The organism is Streptomyces sp. NPDC048389 (assembly GCF_040706335.1).
GTDB lineage: Bacteria > Actinomycetota > Actinomycetes > Streptomycetales > Streptomycetaceae > Streptomyces.
Map to the genome: position 1 here is coordinate 11,951 of NZ_JBEZKP010000039.1, position 22,393 is coordinate 34,343.

Genomic DNA, 22,393 nt, shown 5'->3' on the forward strand with positions numbered 1-22,393 from the left:
GGGCTTATGTGCCAGTGAACACTGGCATGGTCGTGCACACCTGGTGAAAAGCTGTTACCGACGGGTACCCAAAGCGCTTCGCTACGCCTACTCTCGCCCCCATGACGGACACGCAGGCCACCGCCGCCGCCCTGGGAACCAACCCGACCGCCGCCGCCCCGGCAGGCGCGCGCAGAGCCGCCGACGTGGTGACCCCGGAGCTGGTCGCCCGGCTGACCAAGGGTGTCGCCGGCTCCGGCCGCACCGCCAACCACACGCCGTTCACCGGCGAACTGCTGACCGAGCTTCCCGAGTCGACGCCCGAGGACGTGGCCGCGGCCTTCGCACGCGCCCGCGCCGCGCAGACCGCGTGGGCCGCCACCCCGGTCCGGGCCCGTGCGGCCGTCCTGCTGCGTTTCCACGACCTGGTCCTCGCACGCCAGTCGGAGGTCCTGGACCTGATCCAGCTCGAGACCGGCAAGGCCCGGCTGCACGCGCACGAGGAGGTGCAGGCCGTCGCCGTCGCCGCCCGCCACTACGGGCGCAAGGCCCCCTCGTACCTGAAGCCCAAGCGGCACACCGGCGTGGTCCCCGTGCTCACCAGGACGACCGAACTGCGCCATCCGCGCGGAGTGGTGGGACAGATCGCGCCCTGGAACTATCCGCTGGAGCTGTCCGTCGGCGACGCGCTGCCCGCCTTCGTCACCGGCAACGCCGTCGTCATGAAGCCCGACACCGAGACGGCGCTCACCGCGCTGTGGGCGCGTGACCTGCTGATCGAGGCGGGCCTTCCCGCGGAGGTGTTCCAGGTCGTCCTCGGCGACGGCCCCGTCGTCGGGCCAGAGGTCGTGAAGCACGCCGACTACGTCTCCTTCACCGGCTCCACCCGCACCGGCCGCGAGGTGGCGCAGGGCGCCGCCGCCCGCCTGGTCGGCGTCTCCCTCGAACTCGGTGGCAAGAACGCCATGCTGGTGCTCCACGACGCCGACGTCGAGAAGGCCGCCGCCGGAGCCGTACGGGCCTGCTTCTCCTCCGCGGGCCAGCTGTGCATCTCCATCGAGCGGCTGTATGTGCACGAGTCGATCGCCGACGACTTCGTCGAGCGGTTCGCGGCCCGTACGAAGGCCATGCGGCTCGGCAGCTCCCTCGCCTACGGCGCCGACATGGGCTGCCTCGCGGGCGAGCGCCAGCTCGAGACCGTCACCCGTCACGTCGAGGAGGCCGTCGCCAAGGGCGCCAGGCTCGTCGCGGGCGGAGTCGCCCGCCCCGACATCGGCCCGCTCTTCTATGAGCCGACCATCCTCGACGGCGTCGAGGCACCGATGGCCGTGTGCACGGAGGAGACCTTCGGACCGGTCGTCTCCGTCTACCGCTTCACCGACGAGGACGACGTCATCGAGCAGGCCAACGCCACGCCGTACGGCCTCAACTCCAGCGTCTGGACCAGGAACGCCCGGCGCGGTCGCGCAGTCGCGGCCCGGCTGCGCACCGGCACCGTCAACATCAACGAGGGCTACGCACCGGCGTACGGGAGCGTCCAGGCCCCGATGGGCGGCATGAAGGAGTCCGGCCTCGGCCGGCGCCACGGCTCCGAGGGCATCCTCAAGTACACGGAGGCGCAGACCGTGGCCCAGCAGCGGCTCATGCCGCTGGCCCCGTCGTTCGGCATGGACGACGAGAAGTACGCCGCTTTCATGAGCACCAGCCTCAAGGCGATGAAGGTCCTGCGGCTGCGCTGACCCGCGGCCCCGCCGCCCCCGTCCCCCGCGACCCCGCCGCCCCCGTCCCTGACGCCCGCACATTTCACGAGGAGAGCCATGTCAGAGGTACCCCCTGCCCGGCATCAGGACGCGGGCGCCGGCGACGAGTACGACTACGACGTGCTCGTCGTGGGCTCCGGCTTCGGCGGCTCCGTCACGGCGCTCCGTCTCACCGAGAAGGGCTACCGGGTCGGCGTCCTCGAGGCGGGCCGGCGCTTCACCCGCGAGACCCTGCCGAAGAACTCCTGGGACCTGCGCAACTACCTCTGGGCCCCGGCCCTCGGCCTGTTCGGCATCCAGCGCATCCATCTGCTCGGCAAGGTGATGGTGCTGGCCGGAGCGGGCGTCGGCGGCGGCTCGCTCAACTACGCCAACACGCTCTACGTCCCGCCCGCGCCGTTCTTCAACGACCCGCAGTGGAAGGACATCACCGACTGGCAGGACGAGCTGAAGCCGTACTACGACCAGGCGCGGCGCATGCTCGGTGTACGGCTCAACCCGACGACGACGCCCTCCGACGTCCATCTGAAGGCGACCGCCGAGGCGATGGGCGTCGGCGACAGCTTCCACATGGCTCCCGTCGGGGTGTTCTTCGGCGACGGACAGGACGCCGACGGCACGGTGAGGGCCAGGCCCGGCGAGGAGGTCGCCGACCCCTACTTCGGCGGCGTCGGCCCCTCGCGGAAGGCGTGCAGCGAGTGCGGCGAGTGCATGACGGGCTGTCGGCACGGCGCGAAGAACACCCTCAACGAGAACTACCTGTACCTTGCGGAGAAGGCGGGCGCCGTCGTCCACCCGATGACGTCCGTCGTCGCCGTCACCGAGGACTCCCGCGGCGGCTTCGCCGTCACAACGCTGCCCAGCGACAACCGGCGCAAGGGCAGGGGCCGTACGTTCACCGCCCGCCGGGTCGTCATCGCCGCCGGCACGTACGGCACGCAGACGCTGCTGCACCGGATGAAGGACGGCGGACTGCTGCCGTGCCTGTCGCCCCGCCTGGGCGAGCTGACCCGCACCAACTCCGAGGCGCTGGTGGGCGCGCAGACCGACGACCGGCGCTACCGCAAGCGCCACGGCGCCGCGAAGGCCGACTTCACCCGCGGCGTCGCCATCACCTCGTCCATCCACCCCGACGAGAACACCCACATCGAGCCCGTCCGGTACGGCAGGGGCTCGAACGCCATGGGCGGGATGACCGTTCTGCAGGTGCCCTACCGGGTCAAGGGCCGGGTGGCCGGGTGGCTCGGCAACATGGCGAAGCACCCCGTGCTCGCGCTGCGCGCGCTGTCCAACCGGCGCTGGTCGGAGCGGACCATCATCGGCCTGGTCATGCAGTCCCTCGACAACTCGCTGACCACGTACCGCAAGCCGAAGGGCATCGGAAAGGGACTGCTCACCGCCCGCCAGGGGCACGGCGCCCCGAACCCCACGCAGATCCCCGAGGCGACGCGGGCGGCCTCGCTGCTCGCCGAGGAGATCAACGGCTTCGCCGGCTCCAACATCGGCGAACTGATGGGCACCCCGCTCACCGCGCACTTCCTGGGCGGCTGCCCGATCGGCGACTCCCCGCGGACCGGCGTGATCGACCCGTACCACCGGCTGTACGGCCACCCCGGCATCTCGGTCGTGGACGGCGCCGCGGTCTCGGCGAACCTGGGGGTCAACCCGTCGCTGACGATCACCGCCCAGGCGGAGCGGGCGATGTCCTTCTGGCCCAACAACGGCGAGGAGGACCCGCGTCCGGCACAGGGCGAGGAGTACCGGCGGCTGTCCCCGGTCGCACCGAAGTCCCCGGCGGTCCCGGCGGAGGCGTTCGGCGCGCTGGAGCTTCCGTTCCTCGGCATGCCGGCGGTCCCGCCGAAGAAGTGACCGGGTGAGGGGCTCCTGGCCCCTTGCTCCCGGCCCCTTGCTCTGGCCCCCTGCGCCGGGCTCCGGGTTCGGTCGTCCGGACGCACGAAGGCCGCTGCACCCCCCTCCGAGTGCAGCGGCCTTGGTGGCTTTGAGAGCCCGGCGCGCACGTGGGCGCGCCGGACGTCAGCCGTTACGCGGTGGCGTCACCACGGCGGCGCTTCATGGCGAAGACGACACCGGCACCCGCGAGGATGGCGACACCGCCGACCGCACCGATGACGGGCAGGCTGGAGTCGGAACCGGTCTCGGCGAGGTTGCCGGTGACCGGGAGCTCCTTGACGCCGCCCTGCGGCTTCGGGTCCGGCCCCTTGTCCTCCGGCTTGCCCTCGCCCGGCTTTGCCTCGCCGGGGTTCTCGTTCGGGGTGCCCGGCTTCAGGACGGTGAAGTCGGCCGAGGCGCCCGCGTTCTCGGCGATGCACTCCTGGCCCTCGACGTCGCCGAGGTAGCCGCCGGAACCGATGGCGTAGCTGTCACCGGCGGGCGCGTCCTTCGCGATGCTGACACGGAGGTCGATCTTCACGAAGTCCTGGGACTTCATGGTCTCGACGCCCCAGAAGTAGTCACCCGCGTACGACTCGTCGCCGATCCGCTCCCACTCGTCGGTGCCGGGGAGGCGGAACTGCAGCTCGACGTGCTTGCTCAGCCACTTGTCCTCATCGAGTTCGTAGTTCTCGACCTCGGCGTAGAAGGCGACCTCCTTGAGATCGGCCTTCGAGTTGTTCGTGATGGTGAGGTTGAAGTCCTCCCAGCCGCTGCCGGCGACGATCTTGCCGGGCAGCCCGGAGAGCTTGAGGCCGAGCGCCTTCTCCTCGAAGTTCTCGTCCAGCTCCTCGCAGTACGGCGGAAGCTCCACGTCGGGAATCTCTCCCTCCGGGTTCTCCTCTTCCTCCTCGGTCTTCTCGTCCGAGTCCTGCTCGTCCGGGGTCTTCCCGTCGGCCGTGCCCGTTTCCGAGGTCTTCTCGTCCTCGGTCTTCTCGTCGGGAGTGCCGGCCTCCGGCGTCTTCCCGTCAGTCTGCTCGTCGGGGGTGCCGGCTTCCGGAGTCGTGGTGTCCGGAGTCTTCTCTTCGGTGGTCTCGCTGTTCGGGTCTTCGGTGCCCGGGGTGTCGGGGCCCGTCTCCGTCGTGAGCGGGGTCGTGCTGGTCGTCGCGTACGCAGCCGGCGCCGCCAGGAAGGTGGCGGGTGCGATGACGGCCGTCGCAGCAGCGAGGGCCATGGCGCGGCGAAGCTTCATTGAGACCTCAGTGAAGTCTGGGTGCCGCGTTGAGCGGCACGAAGGCTGATTCGGAACCCCTCGGGCACCACACTGGGTGCGAACACGTGAGGTCGTTGTTACGCATGCATGACCTGCGACCAGGGGGATTGGTTGCACGCGAACTCACAGGATCTTTATGTGACCTGCACCACGCCCCGCCTCCCCCGGGCCGGAACGAGATCAATCCGTGATCGTCCGCCGCGCAACGTTCCGCGCGTGTGGGTCACATGAGTGAGGTGCCACCCCAAGTGGCTCCCGCTGTACCGGAGGAAAAGAGAGTGGACATCAGACGGGTCTCCGCCCGTTCTTCGTGGCGCCGGACGGCACTCGCCGGCCTCGCTGCCGTGGCGGTCGCCGCCGTGGGGGTCACGGGAACCGCGCACGCCGAGGAAGCCCCGGTGCCCGTGGTCATCAAGGGGACGGACAAGCTCGACCTGTCGCTGAGCGGCGGCAACGTCGACCCGACCGAGCACAACGTCGAGATCAGGGTCGAAGGGCCGGGGGCGTACGACCCGGAGGTCGAGCCGAACCCGGCTCCGATCCCGTCGGAGGACTACTCGATCACCATCGACGCGACCGAGCTCAAGGGTTTCGCCGACATCGAACTCCCTTGTGAGGCGGACGGTCTGGTCGCGGTCTGCGCGTCGGACACCCTTTACCCCGGTGACGTGCTCAACCCGAACTACGACCTCCGGGTCGAGGTCACCGACGAGAGCAAGGCCGGCGACTTCGGCAGGATCAAGGTCACCGGCCGGGGCAACGGCCTCGTCTTCGACGAGCACACCGTCGACGTGCTCATCGGCGGCCCCGAGCTCCGGATGAAGAAGCTGCCCGCCGAGCCCGGCGGTTTCGCCGCGGGCGACACGTACACGGCGCCGCTCGGCTTCCGCAACATCGGCAGCATGGCGGCCGACGGTGTGGTGCTCCGGTTCGACGGCTCCCGCGGACTGTCGTTCCCCGAGACGTACGAGAACTGTGAGTACGCCGAGGAGAACAAGGACGACCTGATCCACTACCGCAAGGTCGCCCTCTGCTCCTTCGAGGGCGACTTCGGCCCGGGCGAGGCGTGGGAACTCGGCGAGCCGGTGAAGGTGAGGACCGCGGCCTTCGCGCTCCACGACATCTTCGCCTACCGCTTCACGGCCGTCTCCCCGAAGCAGACGGAACAGCTGCGCGCGGGACTCGACTTCCGTGCCGGGACCGGTGCCGCGCTCACGCTGAAGCAGGTGCCGCAGCCCGAGCCCGGTGACTACGTGCAGCACACGGAAATCGACCTGCCGCAGAAGAACACCTATGACCTCGATCTGTCCGGCGGCCGCGCCGACGGTGCCAAGGGCGAGACGGTCAAGATCGACGTGCGGCTGAGCAACAACGGTCCCGCGTGGCTCGGTGCGCTGCGCTCGGGCGGGGAGCCGTTCACCTTCAGGGTCAATGTCCCCGAGGGCGCGAAGGTCACCAAGAGCCCCGCTTCCTGTCGGCCGATGAACACCGGGAGCGGCAACGAGGACGAGTCCGAGTACCTGTGCTGGGCCGACACGCCCTTCCTTGAGGACGACAAGCGCGACTTCCCGTTCGAGTTCCTTGTCGAGAAGGTCGTCGTCGGCGCCAAGGGCAGGATCCACTTCCCCGAGTTCCCCGGCCAGGAGGACAGCCCGTGGGAGGGCGACCCGGCCAATGACGACGGCTGGATCGTGCTGAACGGCACCGGTGACGAGGAGACCCCGGGCGACACCGGCGGTTCGACCGGCGGTTCGACCGGCGGTTCGGGCTCCACCGAGGGCGCCACCGGCGGTTCCACCGGCGGTTCCACCGGCGGCTCCGGTGACGACGGCGCCACCTCCGGCGGCTCGTCCGCCGGTACCACCGGCGGCGACTCCACCCAGGGCGGCCTGGCCTCCACCGGCTCCACCGCCCTGCTGGCCGCGGGCGGCGCCGCAGTGGCGCTGGCCGCGGGCGGAGTGCTCTTCGTGGTGGTCCGCCGCCGCTCCGTCTGACCGCGCCCCATCAAAGAAGAGCCCCGTGGACATCGTCGTGTCCACGGGGCTCTTCCGCTCGGCACCGGCGGTCAGGGCAGCGCCGGTGCCGGGGGGCGCGGCGCCGGGGGGCTGCGCCGCGTCGGGAGAGGCCGCCGGTCCGGCGCGCGGGCGGCGCGCACGGACGGCTGTCGCCTTCGTGAGTGTGGGTGCGCAGAGAGGGACCTGCTCGTGCTGCACGTTCTGGACGGGCTGGGCCGTACGGACCGGATGCGGTCGGTGCCGGGCGTCCCCGGCGCCGACCGCTCTTGGGGTGACCGGGCTGCTGTCCCCTGCCGACCGGTCACGCGCGCTGGGGCGAGGTCCCACGACGCACCTTCGTACGTCACACGCCCCAGCGGAGCCACGCGTGGTTTCTTCGAAGCCGCCCCTGGCTGGCACGGACAACGGGACCAACGAAGACCGGCCCGGGTGCGTCACGCGCCGTACGGGTGAGGATGCGCCCGAACGCAGATACGCAGGCGTACACCGGCCGGTGACCTCGGTCCGATAAGCAGGCATACACCGGCCGACCGGGGGCGCGGCCGGTGCACCGGTCAGATGCGGCCCCGGCACAGCTCCAGCACCGTCATCGCGATCGAGGTGCCCGGCCTGCCGAGGGCGTCCCGGTAGTGGGCCAGCACCTCCATCTCGCGCGCCAGGTTCACCCGGCGTCCGCCGGAGGCGATCCGGGCGTCCTGGATGACGGCGGAGACCGCCATCCGTTCCTGGATCAGGCCGATGATCCTGTCGTCGAGCGCGTCGATCCGCTCACGCGCGCCGCTGATCACGGTGGCGGCCGTCTCGGTGCGGGCGCCGGTCTTCTCGGTCCGGGTCACGGACATCTGTGGGGCTCCTCGGTGTGGTGGAGGGCCACGGCCCGGCACGGCCCGGAAAGCCGAAGCGCCCCGGGCCTTGTCGGCCCGGGGCGCCTGGGAAGTCGCTGTTCAGCTGATCAAGCAGCGCGACCATGGCAGCCGGACGGGCCGGTGCCATAGGTAAAGACGAAGGTCAGCTGCTTCTGCATGCGGACAGTATGGACCGGGCCCGGCCGTGGAGGCCAAAAGCGGTTCGGATGGTGAGACGAAAAGTGTCTACCGGCGCGCCGGTAGAATCGACAAAGCAGACCCTTTTCCCCGCCGGAAGGCAGCCCCGTGCCCGCAGCACCCTCCGCCGCCCCCGACGTCGTGCTCGTTGTCGACTTCGGTGCGCAGTACGCCCAGCTCATCGCCCGCCGCGTCCGTGAGGCCCGGGTCTACAGCGAGATCGTCCCCTCGACCATGCCGGTGGCCGAGATGCTGGCCAAGAACCCGAGGGCGATCATCCTTTCCGGCGGGCCCTCGTCGGTGTACGCGGAGGGCGCCCCGCGCCTGGACCGTGCCATCTTCGAGGCGGGCGTCCCCGTCTTCGGCATGTGCTACGGCTTCCAGCTGATGGCGACGACGCTCGGCGGGACCGTCGACAACACCGGGGCGCGGGAGTACGGCCGTACGCCGCTCCACGTCTCCAAGAGCGGCTCGACGCTCTTCGAGGGCACCCCGGACGAGCAGTCGGTGTGGATGTCGCACGGCGACGCCTGCTCCGCCGCTCCCGAGGGCTTCACCGTCACCGCTTCCACGGACGTCGTGCCGGTGGCCGCCTTCGAGAACGACGAGAAGAAGCTGTACGGCGTGCAGCACCACCCCGAGGTGATGCACTCCACCTACGGCCAGCAGGTGCTCGAGCACTTCCTCTACCGCGGTGCCGGCATCGAGCCGAACTGGACCACGGGCAATGTGATCGAGGAGCAGGTCGAGGCGATCCGCGCCCAGGTCGGCACGAAGCGCGCCATCTGCGGTCTGTCCGGCGGCGTGGACTCCGCGGTCGCCGCGGCCCTCGTGCAGAAGGCCATCGGCTCCCAGCTGACCTGTGTGTACGTCGACCACGGCCTGATGCGCAAGGGCGAGACCGAGCAGGTCGAGAAGGACTTCGTCGCGGCGACCGGCGTGCAGCTCAAGGTCGTCGACGCGCAGGAGCGCTTCCTGAAGGCGCTGGCCGGGGTCTCCGACCCCGAGGAGAAGCGGAAGATCATCGGACGCGAGTTCATCCGGGTCTTCGAGCAGGCACAGGCCGAGATCGTGGCCGAGGCCGAGCACGGCGAGGACGTCGCCTTCCTCGTCCAGGGCACGCTCTACCCGGACGTCGTCGAGTCCGGCGGCGGCACCGGCACCGCCAACATCAAGTCGCACCACAACGTGGGCGGTCTGCCAGAGGACCTCGAGTTCGAACTCGTCGAGCCGTTGCGCCAGCTGTTCAAGGACGAGGTCCGCATGGTCGGCCAGGAGCTCGGCCTGCCGGACGAGATCGTCCAGCGCCAGCCGTTCCCGGGCCCGGGCCTCGGTATCCGGATCGTCGGCGAGGTCACCCGTGAACGGCTCGACCTGCTGCGCGAGGCGGACGCGATCGCCCGTGAGGAGCTCACGGCGGCCGGTCTGGACCGGGACATCTGGCAGTGCCCGGTGGTGCTGCTCGCCGATGTCCGCAGCGTCGGCGTGCAGGGCGACGGCCGCACCTACGGCCACCCGATCGTGCTGCGCCCCGTCTCGTCCGAGGACGCGATGACGGCCGACTGGACGCGGATGCCGTACGACGTGCTGGCGAAGATCTCGACCCGGATCACCAACGAGGTCGCCGACGTGAACCGCGTGGTCCTCGACGTGACGAGCAAGCCCCCGGGCACCATCGAGTGGGAGTGACCCCTCCGCAGGGTCAACGCCGACGCCGTCGCTCATTCGTTTGAGTGGCGGCGTCGGCGTTCACCGTGGGTAGGCTGCTCGTACGGAGCAGAGTCCCGTCCATGGGAGGAACCATGATCGCTGAGGTCTCGCACACCTGGCCGGTGCCGCCGCAGGACGGATACACCGTCGACGACCTGCTGACGCTGCCCGACCTCCCGCCGCACACCGAGCTGATCGACGGGAGCCTGGTCTTCGTGAGTCCGCAGCGGGATTTTCACAGCATCGTGATCGACCTTCTGATGAGCGGGCTGCGCAGGACCGCGCCGCCCGAGCTGAAGGTGCGGCGCGAGATGACGGTGGCGCTCGACAGGCGAAACGGCCCCGAGCCGGATGTCTCGGTGGTGCGTGCCGAGGCGGTCAGGAACCGCGAGCAGACGTACTTCCAGGTGAGGGATGTACTGCTTGCGGTCGAGGTGGTCTCTCCGGACTCCGAGTCCCGCGATCGCGACACCAAGCCGCACAAGTACGCCGGTGCCGGGATCCCGTACTTCTGGCTCGTCGAGATGGCCGGTCCGGAACAGCGGCCCGTCGTCCACGTCCACGAGTTGGACAAGGAGAGGCGCGTCTACGTTTCCGTCGGCACCTTCCACGACCGGCTCAAGCTCTCCGCCCCCTTCGACATCGACATCGACCTCGCGGACATCGACACCCTCTGACGCGTCCCCTCCGACGATCCAGTTCTGTCACAGACTGCGTCGCCGAGCTGGTGAGCGGCGCGGCCTCGGCATACGTATGGTCGATTGAACTGATCGACTGCAGACGGGGACGAGTGATGACACACACGCACCGGGCGACCACATGGGGCGAGGACACGCCCGAGGAGGGGCCGAGAGGCTGGAAGGAGCAGGCCGGCCGGTACGCCCTGCTGCCGTTGCGCATCTTCCTCGGCGTGACCTTCATCTACGCGGGACTCGACAAACTCACGGACAGTGCCTTCATGTCGGCCACCGGTACCGGCTCCATCGGGGAGCTGATGAGCAGTGTGCGCGACACCTCCGCGATTCCGGCACTCGTCGACCTGGCGCTGAAGAACCCCGTGGGCTTCGGTTACGCCATCGCCCTCGGGGAGCTGGCCGTCGGCATCGGCACCCTCGTCGGCCTGATGGCCCGGCTCGCCGCCCTCGGCGGGGCGCTGATCTCGCTGAGCCTGTGGCTGACCGTCAGCTGGCAGACCGACCCGTACTACTACGGCAACGACCTGGCCTATCTGATGGCCTGGCTCCCGTTGGTACTCGCGGGCGCGTCGATGTTCTCCCTCGACGCCCTGATCGCGGAACGGCGGCGGCGCACTCCGTAGTGCAGCGCGGCCACCGTCCCCGCCAGGCAGAGTCCGCCGCCCACGACGGGGAAAGCCACCCACCAGGGCGTGTTCCAGGCGCCGCCGGCGTCGCCGCCGTAGAGCAGGGCAGCGGCCAGTACGCTCAGCCCGGCGATCATCCCGGCGGGGCGGAAGCCGTGCAGATACGCGCGGCCGGGTCCTGACGCGGACTCATGACGTGGCACGGGTCACCTCCACCTGTCCGATGCCCACTTCCAGCTCCAGCTCCAGCCTGCCCGCCGGCTCGGCTCCCGCCGGCGGCGCCAGTGTGTGCCGGCGGTCCTGGCCGGGGCTGACGTCGATGTCCTCGGCCGCCTCGCCGGGGAGCCGGATGTCGCCGACGCCGACCTCGGCGTCGACCTGCACCGTGGCGTCCTGCGGCAGGACGATCCTGAGATGGCCCGCGCCGATCTCGGCCCGCGTCGACAGTGTGGTGCCGGAGGGCACGGTCAGGGCGGAGAGGTCGAGCGTGCCGGCTCCGGTGCCCAGCTCGTAGAGCGGTTCGAGGGAGGCGACCGTCGCGGGCCGCCAGGTCCGCTCGCCCCAGCTCGTGCCGATGTCCTTCGGCAGCGCGGAGGCACCCGCGAGCAGCCCGGCCGTGACCAGCGTCATCAGGACCGTGCCGAAGCCGGTGCGGCCCAGCACCGAGCTGACCAGCAGGCCCAGGCCGAACACCGTGAGCGCGGCGACCAGACCGATCTGCAGCGCCGTGCCCAGGGGCTGTCCCTCCCAGCTGAGCCCGGTCCCCAGGCCGCCCGCCGGCAGCGCGAGCAGGAAGACCGGTCCGCCGATGCCCCGCGGGCCCCGGTACTGCCGCGCCGCGGGCCCGTGACCGGTGCGGGCCGCGGGCGCCGCGGCGTCCGCCACGGCCGACTCCGGGCCCCACAGGTAGCCGGTCGGGACCGGCCCGGTGGTGCCGTCCTTGACGATCGGGTCGCGCCACCAGGAGGGGCTTTCCGGCACGGGCGGCGCCTTGGTCTCCGGCGGGGCCTCCGCGACCGCGTGGGCCGTCGCCGCGTCTCTCGGGGCGCCGTCGTTCGTCGCCAGGCGACGGCGCTGGGACCAGACGGCCGCACCGGCGACGGCCAGTGACAGCAGTGCCGCGAAGAAGAGGGCTCCGCCGTTGCCCAGCATGGAGAGGAAGAGTCCGCAGCCGATCAGCGCGAGGAGCACGGCGGTCAGGGACGCGCCGTCGACCCGGCCGGTCAGCAGCCGGCGGAACTCGTTCTCCTCGTCGTCCTCCGACGGCAGCAGCAGCCAGGCGAACCCGTAGAAGATCAGCCCGATGCCGCCGGTCACCGACAGCACGCCCACGGCGATCCGGAAGATCACCGGGTCCACGTCGCAGTAGCGGCCCAGTCCGCCGCACACACCGGCCACCACTTTGTGGCGGGGGGAGCGGCGCAGCTGCGGCGCCTCGGGGGGCGGGACGGTCGGCTGCTCTGTCATGAGTCCATGGTGACCGCCGGGGCCGGGCGGCGGGAGCCCGGCCGACCCTGGCCCTTCCCTGAAATCCGACCCCGAGACGACCGCGGCCGGATCAGGGAAGGGCCGGGGCCGGCCGGGGAGCGGTTCAGGGACGACCCTGATACCGCGCCGGGTTCCCACGTGTGACGATCGAGGCATGCCAGTCGCCACTCCGGGAACCACCGGTTCCTCCCACGCACCCCTGCCGGAGGAGCCGGCTCTGCGCAGGCTGTACCGCAGCGCCGACGGGCGGATGCTCGGCGGGGTGGCCCGTGGTCTGGCCGGCCATCTGGGGCTCCCGGTCGTCTGGGTGCGCCTGGTCTTCCTCGGACTGTTCCTGGTCGACGGTCTCGGCGCGGTGCTCTACGCGGTGTTCTGGATCGTCGTGCCGCTCGGGGTCGGCGGCCGGACGGAGGAGCCGCGCTCGGTGTTCGAGACGACTCCCGACGGGCGCCGCAGGCTGCGCAAGCCGGACAAGGGCCAGCTCTTCGCGATGCTCGCGCTGCTCTTCGGTGCCGCGGTGTTCGTCGGCAACGTCGACATGCGCGGCAGCAACCGCTACGTGTGGCCGACACTGCTGATCGGCGCGGGCGTCATCCTGGTCTGGCGTCAGGCGGACAACGCCCGCCGCGCCCGCTGGACCGACGTCGGGCGCCGCCGGCGGCTGCTCCAGCTGGCCCGGACGCTGGCCGGCGTCGCGCTCGTCGGTATGGGCCTGACCGTCTTCATGGTGGTCCGCGGATCCGCCGCCCAACTGGGCAACGTGCTGACCGCCGCGGTTGCCGTCATCGCCGGTGCCGCCCTGCTCGCGGGCCCCTGGCTGGTGCGGATGACGCAGGATCTCTCCGAGGAGCGGACGATGCGGATCCGTGCCCAGGAGCGGGCCGAGGTCGCCGCACACGTCCACGACTCCGTACTGCACACGCTCACCCTGATCCAGCGGAACGCCGGTGACGCCGGAGAGGTCCGACGGCTCGCCCGCGCCCAGGAACGCGAGCTGCGAAACTGGCTCTACAAGCCGGAGGGCACCGGCAAGGAAGAGGACGAGGAGCCCGCCACCCTCGCGGAGGCGGTCAAGAGGACGGCCGCCGAGGTCGAGGACAAGCACGGGGTCCCGCTGGAGGTGGTCGTCGTCGGCGACTGCCCGCTCGACGAGAAACTGGCGGCGCAGATGCAGGCCGCGCGCGAGGCGATGGTCAACGCCGCCAAGTACGGTGGCGCGGGAGGGGCGGTGCAGGTGTTCGCGGAGGTCGAGGGCCGTACGGTCTTCGTGTCCGTACGGGACCGGGGGCCGGGCTTCGACCTGGACGACGTACCGGAGGACCGGATGGGCGTCAGGGAGTCGATCATCGGCCGTATGCAGCGCAACGGCGGTACGGCGCGGCTGCGTTCCGTGCCCGGGGACGGCACGGAAGTGGAGCTCGAGATGGAGAGGGCGGACGGATGACCGAGGGCGCAGAACAGACCGAGGAGCGACGGGCACGGGTCGTGCTCGTCGATGACCACCGGATGTTCCGCACCGGTGTGCAGGCCGAGATCGGGCAGACCGAGCGGACGGGCGTCGAGGTCGTCGGCGAGGCCGCCGACGTCGACCAGGCGGTCACCGTGATCACGGCGACCCGGCCGGAGGTCGTCCTGCTCGACGTGCATCTGCCCGGCGGGGGCGGGGTCGAGGTGCTGCGTCGCTGCGCCCCGCTGATGGGCGCGGCGGAGAACCCGGTGCGTTTCCTGGCGCTGTCGGTCTCCGATGCCGCGGAGGACGTGATCGGCGTGATCCGGGGCGGTGCCCGCGGCTATGTCACCAAGACCATCACCGGCACGGACCTGGTCGACTCGGTCTTCCGGGTGCAGGACGGCGACGCGGTGTTCTCTCCGAGGCTGGCCGGCTTCGTACTGGACGCGTTCGCCTCCACGGACGCGCCGCCGGTCGACGAGGACCTGGACCGGCTGACGCAGCGGGAACGGGAGGTGCTGCGGCTGATCGCACGCGGGTACGCGTACAAGGAGATCGCCAAGCAGCTGTTCATCTCGGTGAAGACCGTCGAGTCGCATGTCTCCGCCGTGCTGCGCAAGCTGCAGTTGTCCAACCGGCACGAGCTGACCCGGTGGGCGACGGCCCGCCGCCTGGTGTGACCGGCCCCTGTGACCGGTCCCCGTGACCGGTCCCTGTGACCGGCTCCGGGTGAGGGACACGCCACGGCGGCACCGCGGCACTGCCGTCACGCGGGACGGGTCGCTCCCGCGAACGGCATCTCGTCGATCGGCGCGATCCGCACCGGGGCGCCGGGCCGCGGCGCGTGGATCATCTTGCCGCCACCGATGTACAGCCCGACGTGCGTGACGCCCGAGTAGAAGAACACCAGGTCCCCCGGGGCGAGTCGGGAGCGGGGGATGCGCTCGCCGGCGTTGATCTGGGTGTACGTGGTGCGCGGCAGCGACACCCCCGCGGAGCGCCAGGCGGCCTGGGTGAGGCCGGAGCAGTCGTAGGAGCCGGGACCCGTCGCGCCCCACACGTAGGGTTTGCCGAGCGCCCCGTACGCGTGGGCGACGGCCTGTGCGGCCCGGCTGCCGGGGGCCCGCAGGGGGCCCCGGGGGGTGTCGGTGCGGTCGGCCCTGGCGGGCGCCGGGGTGGAGCCGCCGCTGTTGTACGCGGCGCGCTGCTCGGCGGTGAGTTCGGCCAGCAGCCGCTCGGCGGTCTTGAGTTTGCCGCGGACCGTGGCCTTGTGACCGGCCAGTTCCTTGCGGCGGGCCTCGAGCGTCGCGATCTTCTCCGCGGCCTGTGTCTTGAGGTGCTCCAGGTCCCTCAGTTGCCGGTGGACCCCGGCGATCGCGGCGGCCTGCCGTGCGCCGACCCGTTCTGCGAGGGCGGCGCGTTCCAGGTATTCCTCCGGGTCCGAGGTGAGTGCGAGGCGCAGGCCGGGGTCCATGCCGCCGTCGCGGTACTGGGCCGTGGCGACCGAACCGAGCGCGTTGCGTGAGGCGTTCAACCGCTCGGTCCTGCGCGCCGCCTCGTCGCGCAGCGCGTCGAGCGACCTGCGGGCGCTCTCCGTCTGCTCCTTGGCGCCGTTGTACTTCTCGGTGGCGGCCTCCGCCTCCTGGTACAGCTTGTCGACCTTGCTCTTGACCTGCGCGGGGGTGAGGCGGGGCTCTGCGTGACCCGAGCCCTCGAACGCGGTGCCGGTCGCCGCGCCGGCGAGGGCGAGAGTGATCGCGGTACGGGCGGCCTGGCCGCCGAACAGGCGCGGCCTTGGTTTCCGGTGGGCTGCCACGAGGGCTTCCACGTCCTTCCGTCGTTCGCTGCCGCCGTTCGCGTCCGGCGGCGGGCCGCACAGGGGAGCGGCCCGCCGCCGGATCTCCCGGCGGTGGCGGCCGAGTGCCGTCCGGCTGTACGACGGCGGGTGGGGAGTCGGCCACCTGGGGCAGGACGCTAGACGCCGCGGTCACGGGGAGGGGGCGGAAGGACCGCAAAGTACCGAAGATGGACGCTCTGGACCGGTTGCTGATCACGCGCTGGACGCCCCGGGGCCGCATTGCCGCGGCCTGCCGACCGATGTGGCGGAGCAGGCCCACCTCCCCGACGGGCGGTGGTATGGGGAGGGTTAGGCTCCGGCCATGGACGTACTCATCAATGTCTTCGTCGCCCTGCACGTCATCGGTATCGCCTCGCTGCTGGGCGGATTCCTGACCCAGATGAAGGCCATGGGAGAGGGCACGGCCCGCTTCAATCCGGCGATGCTGCACGGCGCGCTGACGATGCTGGTCACGGGCGTGGCGCTGGTGGGTCTGAACCAGGCCGACGACCAGGCCGTGAACAACGTCAAGATCGGCGTCAAGCTGGCGGTCCTGGTGGTGATCCTCGGCCTCGTGTACGTCAAGCGGGACGAGGAGAAGGTCGACAAGGCGCTGTTCGGCGCGGTGGGCGGCCTGACCGCGGCCAACATCTTCATCGCCACCCTCTGGACCTGATCCGGACCGGACGCACGAGTGCCCGGGCGGCTCCGGCCGCCCGGGCACTCGTGCGTCCGGGGTCAGGCGGGGCGGACGCTGCCGTGGATCGGCATGTAGTAGATGGACTCCTCGCGGACGTTCGTGCCCGGCTTGGGGGCGTGGATCATCTTGCCGTCGCCGATGTAGATCCCGACGTGGCTGATGTCGTCGTAGAAGAAGACCAGGTCACCGGGGAGCAGATCCGCCGTGGCGACGCGGGTGCCGACCTTCACCTGGTCCCACGTGGTGCGCGGCAGGTCCACCCCGGCCGCCTTCCACGCGGCCTGTGTGAGGCCGGAGCAGTCGTACGAGCTCGGGCCCGTCGCGCCCCAGACGTACGGCTTGCCGATCTGGGCGCGGGCGAACGCGAGGACCTTGTCGGCCTTGGCCGTGTAGGTGCCGTCGTCCGTGCCGGTGCCGGTGCCGGTGCCCGTCCCCGGGTCGGTGGTGCCGGTGCCGGTGTCCGTGACCGGGGGCGTCTCGCGTTCCGCGCGCTGCCGCTCGGCCTCCGCCCTGGCGCGGGCCTCCGCCGCGGCCTTCTCCTCGGCCTTGCGGCGGGCCTCCTCCTCCTTCTTCCGCTCGATCGCGGCGAGCCGTGCCTTCTCCTCCGCGGTCAGCGTCGCCAGCAGGGTGCGCGCCTCCGCGAGCTTGGTCTGCACCGTCTGCTTGCTGGTGCGCAGCGCCTCCTGGGAGTCCGTGAGCGACTCGAGACGCTTGGTCGCCTCCGCACGCTGCCTGGCCGCCGCCGCCCGCTCGGTCTCGTACTCGCTGACCGCTCTGCGCTGCTGGTCCGTCATCCGGTCCATCAGCTGGGTCTGGTCGAAGTACGCCTGCGGACTGTCCGCGAACATCAGCGCGGCGGTGGGCGTGACGGAGCCGGTGCGGTACTGCGCGGCCGCGTAGTTGCCGAGGGCGCGGCGGGACACGTTGAGCTTCTCGGTGCGCTCGGCCGCCTCGTCGAGGAGCTGGTCCACCTCCCGGCGCTTCTCGCCGGTGGCTTCCTTGGCCTTGTTGTACTCCTGCGTGGCGCTGCCGGCCTGCCGGTACAGGTCGTCGACCTTCTTCTGCACCTCTTCGATGCTGGGCTTCGGCTCGGAGGGCGCGGCGGTCGCGCTCTGCGTGGAGAGCAGGGTCACACCTGCGAGGGCTGCGGTGGTGAACCCGACGGCGGAGGACGGTTTTGCGGTTCGGCTGCGGGGCTTGCGATGCGACGCCAAGGCCGGCATCTCCTTCTTCCGTGGACCGCCTACCGGGTTAGCTGTCGGGTTCGGGCGAACGGAAGGTGCCCTACGGACCGAGTGGAGCGCGGTCCGATTCACCCCGGTGGTGCTGGGCCTCCTGCGTCGAAGACGACGTCAGGAGGGTGGGTCCCCGGTTCCGAACTTCCATGGCGGGAGGTCGGATTCGGCGCAGGCCGCCCGTTCGGCGTGGTTCGCCGGGAGGGGTGCGGGCCGCCTGGTCGAGCACGCTAGCCAACTCGTGCAGCTGCTGTGAAGGTTGATGTTCGATTTGTCCGATACATGTTCGTGACCTTTTTCGGCGGGTCGCCCGGGCCGGGCCTCCGGTGGAGGATCTGTCGCCTGGCGGATTCGTCCCGTCACCGATCGTGGCCGCCTTCCGGTGTTGCCGTGCGGCCACGGTTGTCGGTGCGGCCGCCTAGACTCGTTAGGCGATGAGCAGCCTCTTTGACGACAGCTTCCTGGCGGATCTCCAGCCCCACGGGGACGAGCATCCACCGCCGCCCGAGGATTCGGCTCCGGAACAGGTCCCGGACGACCTCTTCCAGGGCGCTTTCGACGTGCCTCCGGCTCGCGACGGGTACTACCGCGACGGCGCGCCGCGCCCCGTCGTGGACCCCGCCGCGCTTCTCGACGGGCTGAACGAACAGCAGCGTGCCGCCGTCGTGCACACGGGGTCGCCCCTGCTCATCGTGGCCGGCGCCGGCTCGGGCAAGACCCGGGTGCTCACGCACCGCATCGCGCATCTGCTGGGGACCCGGCATGTGCACCCCGGCCAGATACTGGCGATCACCTTCACCAACAAGGCCGCCGGTGAGATGAAGGAGCGCGTCGAGCAGCTGGTGGGCCCGCGGGCGAACGCCATGTGGGTCATGACCTTCCACAGCGCGTGCGTGCGCATCCTGCGCCGCGAGTCCAAGAAGCTCGGCTTCACCTCGTCGTTCTCGATCTACGACGCCGCCGACTCGAAGCGGCTGATGTCACTGGTCTGCCGCGATCTGGACCTCGACCCGAAGAAGTTCCCGCCGAAGTCCTTCAGTGCCAAGATCTCGAACCTGAAGAACGAGTTGATCGACGAGGAGACCTTCGCCGACCAGGCGCTTGGGGGTGCCTCCCAGGCCGAAGGCTCTGGGGGAGGCTTTGAGAAGACGCTCGCAGAGGCGTACCGGATGTACCAGGCGAGGCTGCGCGAGGCCAACGCCCTGGACTTCGACGACATCATCATGACGACGGTCCACCTGCTCCAGGCGTTCCCGGACGTCGCCGAGCACTACCGCCGCCGCTTCCGGCACGTCCTCGTCGACGAGTACCAGGACACCAACCACGCCCAGTACACGCTCGTGCGCGAACTGGTCGGCACCGGCTACGAGGACCTCGACCCGGCCGAGCTCTGCGTCGTCGGTGACGCCGACCAGTCGATCTACGCCTTCCGCGGCGCGACCATCCGCAACATCCTCCAGTTCGAGGAGGACTACCCGGACGCGACGACGATCCTGCTGGAGCAGAACTACCGCTCCACCCAGACGATCCTGTCCGCCGCCAACGCCGTCATCGAGCGCAACGAGTCCCGCCGCCCCAAGAACCTGTGGACGAACGCGGGCGAGGGTGCCCGGATCACCGGCTACGTCGCGGACACCGAGCACGACGAGGCCCAGTTCGTCGCCGACGAGATCGACCGGCTCACCGACCAGGGCGAGGCGAAGGCCGGCGACGTCGCCGTCTTCTACCGTACGAACGCCCAGTCGCGTGTCTTCGAGGAGATCTTCATCCGCGTCGGCCTGCCCTACAAGGTCGTCGGCGGTGTGCGCTTCTACGAGCGCAAGGAGGTCCGCGACGTGCTGGCCTATCTGCGCGTCCTCGCCAACCCCGAGGACAACGTCCCGTTGCGCCGCATCCTGAACGTGCCGAAGCGCGGCATCGGCGAGCGCGCGGAGGCGATGGTCGACGCTCTCGCGCTCCGCGAGAAGATCACCTTCCCGCAGGCCCTGAAGCGGGTCGACGAGGCGTACGGTATGGCGGCCCGCTCCGCCAACGCGGTCAAGCGGTTCAACGTGCTCATGGAGGAGCTGCGTACCGTCGCCGACTCGGGCGCGGGCCCCGCCGTCGTGCTGGAGGCCGTGCTGGAGCGGACCGGCTACCTCGCCGAACTGCAGGCTTCCACGGACCCGCAGGACGAGACCCGTATCGAGAACCTGCAGGAACTGGCGTCCGTGGCGCTCGAGTTCGAGCAGGAGCGCGGGGACGAGGAAGGCGCGGGGACGCTCGCCGAGTTCCTGGAGAAGGTGGCGCTCGTCGCCGACTCCGACCAGATCCCGGACGAGGACGGCGAGGGCACCGGCGTCATCACGCTGATGACGCTGCACACCGCCAAGGGCCTCGAGTTCCCCGTCGTGTTCCTGACCGGCATGGAGGACGGCGTCTTCCCGCACATGCGGGCGCTGGGGCAGACGAAGGAACTGGAGGAGGAGCGGCGCCTGGCGTACGTGGGTATCACACGCGCCCGCGAGCGGCTCTACCTGACCAGGTCGTCGATGCGCAGCGCCTGGGGCCAGCCCTCGTACAACCCGCCCTCGCGGTTCCTCGAGGAGATCCCCGTCCAGCACCTGACATGGAAGCGGACGGGCCCGATGGCCGCGCCCGCCGGACCGACGTCCGGCATCGCGTCCTCGCTGTCGTCCTCCCGTTCGCGCGGGGGCGCGTCCGGCTTCGCCACGCGGCGCACGAGCGACAAGCCGGTGATCTCGCTGGTGGTGGGCGACCGGGTCACGCACGACCAGTTCGGCCTCGGGACCGTGATCGAGGTGAAGGGCTCGGGCTCGGAGGCGCAGGCGACGATCGACTTCGGGGACGAGAAACCCAAGCGGCTGCTGCTGCGGTACGCGCCGGTCGAGAAGCTCTGACGGCGTCGGTCGGGAGGGCTGCGACGGCGCCGGTCGCAAGCCCCTGACGCCGAGGCATCTGACGCCGATGGCGGCCCCCTCGGGGGCCGCCATCGTTGGTTCGGTTCCTTCGGCGTCGGGTCCTAGGTGGGATCGACGCCGTGACTGCGCAGCCACGGCAGCGGGTCGATGGCCGCGCCGCCGCCGGGCCTGACCTCGAAGTGCAGGTGCGGGCCGGTGGAGTTGCCCGAGTTGCCGGAGTAGGCGATGACGTCGCCGGCCTTGACCGAACCGCTGCGGATCTTGGTGCTGCTCAGGTGGCAGTACCAGGTCTCCGTGCCGTCCGGGGCCGTCACGATGGCCATGTTGCCGTAGGCGCTGTTCCACTGGGTGCGGACCGTGCCGTCCGTGGCGGCCATGACCGGAGTCCCGTACTGGACGGGGAAGTCGATACCGGTGTGCAACGACATCCAGTTGACGCCGGACTGCCCGTAGTAGGCGCTCAGCTGGTGCAGCTTCACCGGAAGCATGAACTTGGGGCGCAGCGCCTCGCGGCGTGCCGCCTCCTCCTCGCGCTTCTTCTTCTCCGCCGCCTGGCGCGCCTTGAGGTCGATGCGCTCCTGGGTGCGGGAGGCGCGGTCGCCGAAGTCACGGGCGTCGGCGCTGAGCGCGGCGAGCTGGGTGTCCATGGCGTTGTTGGCGGCCACCGGCTCCACGGAACCGGGGTCGGGGGCCGCGACAGTGCTCTTGTCGTCCTTCGTCTCACCGCCGAGGCCGCTCACGGAGGCGGCGGCGACACCGGCCACCCCCATCACACAGGCGGACGGCACGGCGACGCTGAGGAGGGCGGAGCGCTTGGCCGGCGTCCGGCGCCGCCCGCGGCTGCCGCCGGAACGGCGCACCGGGCGTTCGACGGGGGCGGCCGGTACGACCGGTACCGCGGTCATCGTCTGGGTCATCGCAGTGTGGTTCGAGTCGCCCTCGGGCTCGCCTTCGGCTCCGGCTTCAGCTCCGGCGATTTGGTGCTCGGCCCCGTGCGCCTGCTCGTACTCCGTGGCGGGTGCCTGCTCGTACTCCGTGGCGGCGTAGCCGGCTTCCGGTCCGGCCCCGTGCTCGGTCGCCGGCTCGGTGGCGGCCTCGGTCTCGGAAGTGACGGGCTCGTAGCCGCCGCCGTACGCGTCGGGTGTCTCGTACGCGGCGTAGGCGTCGTGCGCTTCGTACTCGGCGGGTTGTGCGAACCCCTGGCCCGGAACGAACTGTTGCGGGATCAGCCCGTCCGGCGCGGTGGTCGCGGAGGAGTTCCAGGCGGTGGCGTCGTAGCTGCCGCTCTCGTAGCCGGCGTTCTCGAAGGTGCCGTTCTCGAAAGTCCCGGGAGCCCACTGGCCGTTCGCGTCGTAGGCGAAGGTCGCTGCGGCCGTCTCGTACTGGCCGGTTCCGCCCGCCTCGTTCCAGGCGCTCGCGTCCCACTGGCCGGTCGTGTCGTACTGGCCGGCGGTGGTGTCGTACTCGCCGGTCGTGGCGTACTGCGGGTACTGCTGCTGTTCGTAACTCTGGTCCTGCTGCGGCTGTTGGGCCTGGAGCGCCATGTCGGTGTAGCCGTCGTGTCCGACGGTCGCGTTGGCGTCGGTGCCCCACTGGGACGAGTCGTACTGGCCGCTGTGGCCCGCCTCGTAGCCGCCGGGGAGGGCCCCGAAGAGCGGATCGGAGTCGAAGCTGCCGGTGGCGTGGCCGCCGTACCCGGCGTGGGCGTGCTGGTCGTTCACCAACTTCTCTCTCGCCTCGGCAGCAGGACCTGTTTTTCCGGGGCCGCCTG

Annotated in this window: 16 protein-coding genes and 1 riboswitch; of the genes, 10 read left to right on the plus strand and 6 right to left on the minus strand. The window is 70.7% G+C overall.

Going from position 1 to position 22,393, the window contains the following annotated elements; all coding sequences use genetic code 11:
* Positions 1 to 101 precede the first annotated feature (101 nt).
* Both AB0903_RS23885 and AB0903_RS23890 read left to right on the plus strand, forming a co-directional pair.
* Positions 102 to 1,718, plus strand: a complete 1,617-nt coding sequence (locus AB0903_RS23885; protein ID WP_366705941.1) for a succinic semialdehyde dehydrogenase — start codon at positions 102 to 104, stop codon at positions 1,716 to 1,718.
* Between the two features lie 78 nt (positions 1,719 to 1,796).
* Positions 1,797 to 3,608 (plus strand): GMC family oxidoreductase, encoded by a 1,812-nt coding sequence (locus tag AB0903_RS23890; protein ID WP_366705943.1) that lies wholly within the window; start codon positions 1,797 to 1,799, stop codon positions 3,606 to 3,608.
* A gap of 172 nt (positions 3,609 to 3,780) precedes the next feature.
* On the opposite strand, the gene AB0903_RS23895 is transcribed toward AB0903_RS23890, so the two are convergent.
* The gene (locus AB0903_RS23895) at positions 3,781 to 4,881 is read right to left on the minus strand and encodes an LAETG motif-containing sortase-dependent surface protein (RefSeq protein ID WP_366705945.1); all 1,101 of its coding nucleotides are present in this window, start codon (positions 4,879 to 4,881) and stop codon (positions 3,781 to 3,783) included.
* Positions 4,882 to 5,180: 299 nt separating this feature from the next.
* On the opposite strand from AB0903_RS23895, the gene AB0903_RS23900 reads away from it, so the two are divergent.
* Positions 5,181 to 6,896, plus strand: coding sequence for a hypothetical protein (locus tag AB0903_RS23900; protein ID WP_366705947.1), 1,716 nt, complete (start codon positions 5,181 to 5,183; stop codon positions 6,894 to 6,896).
* Positions 6,897 to 7,471: 575 nt separating this feature from the next.
* Here the strand turns inward: AB0903_RS23900 and AB0903_RS23905 are convergent.
* Positions 7,472 to 7,759: a chorismate mutase gene (locus AB0903_RS23905; protein WP_366705949.1), complete on the minus strand. Its 288-nt coding sequence runs from the start codon at positions 7,757 to 7,759 to the stop codon at positions 7,472 to 7,474.
* A gap of 309 nt (positions 7,760 to 8,068) precedes the next feature.
* Between AB0903_RS23905 and guaA the strand changes: the two genes are divergently transcribed.
* The 3 genes from guaA to AB0903_RS23920 all read left to right on the plus strand — a co-directional run bounded on the left by guaA (position 8,069) and on the right by AB0903_RS23920 (position 10,988).
* Positions 8,069 to 9,649, plus strand: a complete 1,581-nt coding sequence (gene guaA / locus AB0903_RS23910) for a glutamine-hydrolyzing GMP synthase (protein WP_366705951.1) — start codon at positions 8,069 to 8,071, stop codon at positions 9,647 to 9,649.
* A gap of 101 nt (positions 9,650 to 9,750) precedes the next feature.
* Complete coding sequence (locus AB0903_RS23915; RefSeq protein WP_366705953.1) at positions 9,751 to 10,347, plus strand: Uma2 family endonuclease; 597 nt, start codon at positions 9,751 to 9,753, stop codon at positions 10,345 to 10,347.
* Between the two features lie 116 nt (positions 10,348 to 10,463).
* Positions 10,464 to 10,988, plus strand: coding sequence for a TQO small subunit DoxD (locus AB0903_RS23920; RefSeq protein WP_366705955.1), 525 nt, complete (start codon positions 10,464 to 10,466; stop codon positions 10,986 to 10,988).
* A gap of 192 nt (positions 10,989 to 11,180) precedes the next feature.
* Here AB0903_RS23920 and AB0903_RS23925 read toward each other — a convergent pair whose 3' ends face one another.
* The gene (locus tag AB0903_RS23925) at positions 11,181 to 12,458 is read right to left on the minus strand and encodes a PspC domain-containing protein (protein WP_366705957.1); all 1,278 of its coding nucleotides are present in this window, start codon (positions 12,456 to 12,458) and stop codon (positions 11,181 to 11,183) included.
* A gap of 175 nt (positions 12,459 to 12,633) precedes the next feature.
* Here AB0903_RS23925 and AB0903_RS23930 point away from each other — a divergent pair, with 175 nt between their 5' ends.
* Positions 12,634 to 13,923, plus strand: a complete 1,290-nt coding sequence (locus AB0903_RS23930) for a PspC domain-containing protein (protein WP_366705959.1) — start codon at positions 12,634 to 12,636, stop codon at positions 13,921 to 13,923.
* Positions 13,920 to 14,609, plus strand: coding sequence for a response regulator transcription factor (locus AB0903_RS23935; protein WP_366705961.1), 690 nt, complete (start codon positions 13,920 to 13,922; stop codon positions 14,607 to 14,609). The genes AB0903_RS23930 and AB0903_RS23935 overlap by 4 nt, the downstream gene beginning before the upstream one ends.
* A gap of 86 nt (positions 14,610 to 14,695) precedes the next feature.
* Here the strand turns inward: AB0903_RS23935 and AB0903_RS23940 are convergent, their stop codons facing one another.
* Complete coding sequence (locus AB0903_RS23940) at positions 14,696 to 15,745, minus strand: NlpC/P60 family protein (protein WP_366705963.1); 1,050 nt, start codon at positions 15,743 to 15,745, stop codon at positions 14,696 to 14,698.
* 343 nt (positions 15,746 to 16,088) lie between these two features.
* Between AB0903_RS23940 and AB0903_RS23945 the strand changes: the two genes are divergently transcribed.
* Positions 16,089 to 16,442, plus strand: a complete 354-nt coding sequence (locus AB0903_RS23945) for a hypothetical protein (protein ID WP_366705964.1) — start codon at positions 16,089 to 16,091, stop codon at positions 16,440 to 16,442.
* A gap of 62 nt (positions 16,443 to 16,504) precedes the next feature.
* On the opposite strand, the gene AB0903_RS23950 is transcribed toward AB0903_RS23945, so the two are convergent.
* Positions 16,505 to 17,689 (minus strand): C40 family peptidase, encoded by a 1,185-nt coding sequence (locus AB0903_RS23950; RefSeq protein WP_366705966.1) that lies wholly within the window; start codon positions 17,687 to 17,689, stop codon positions 16,505 to 16,507.
* A gap of 1 nt (position 17,690) precedes the next feature.
* Positions 17,691 to 17,883, minus strand: a riboswitch (cyclic di-AMP (ydaO/yuaA leader).
* A gap of 252 nt (positions 17,884 to 18,135) precedes the next feature.
* Here AB0903_RS23950 and pcrA point away from each other — a divergent pair.
* A complete protein-coding gene (pcrA, locus tag AB0903_RS23955) occupies positions 18,136 to 20,601 on the plus strand; it encodes a DNA helicase PcrA (RefSeq protein ID WP_366705968.1) in 2,466 nt (821 codons plus the stop codon).
* A gap of 122 nt (positions 20,602 to 20,723) precedes the next feature.
* On the opposite strand, the gene AB0903_RS23960 is transcribed toward pcrA, so the two are convergent.
* Positions 20,724 to 22,343 carry a M23 family metallopeptidase gene (locus tag AB0903_RS23960; protein WP_366705970.1) on the minus strand — a complete coding sequence of 540 codons (1,620 nt, stop codon included), beginning with the start codon at positions 22,341 to 22,343 and terminating at the stop codon, positions 20,724 to 20,726.
* Between the last annotated feature and the right edge of the window lie 50 nt (positions 22,344 to 22,393).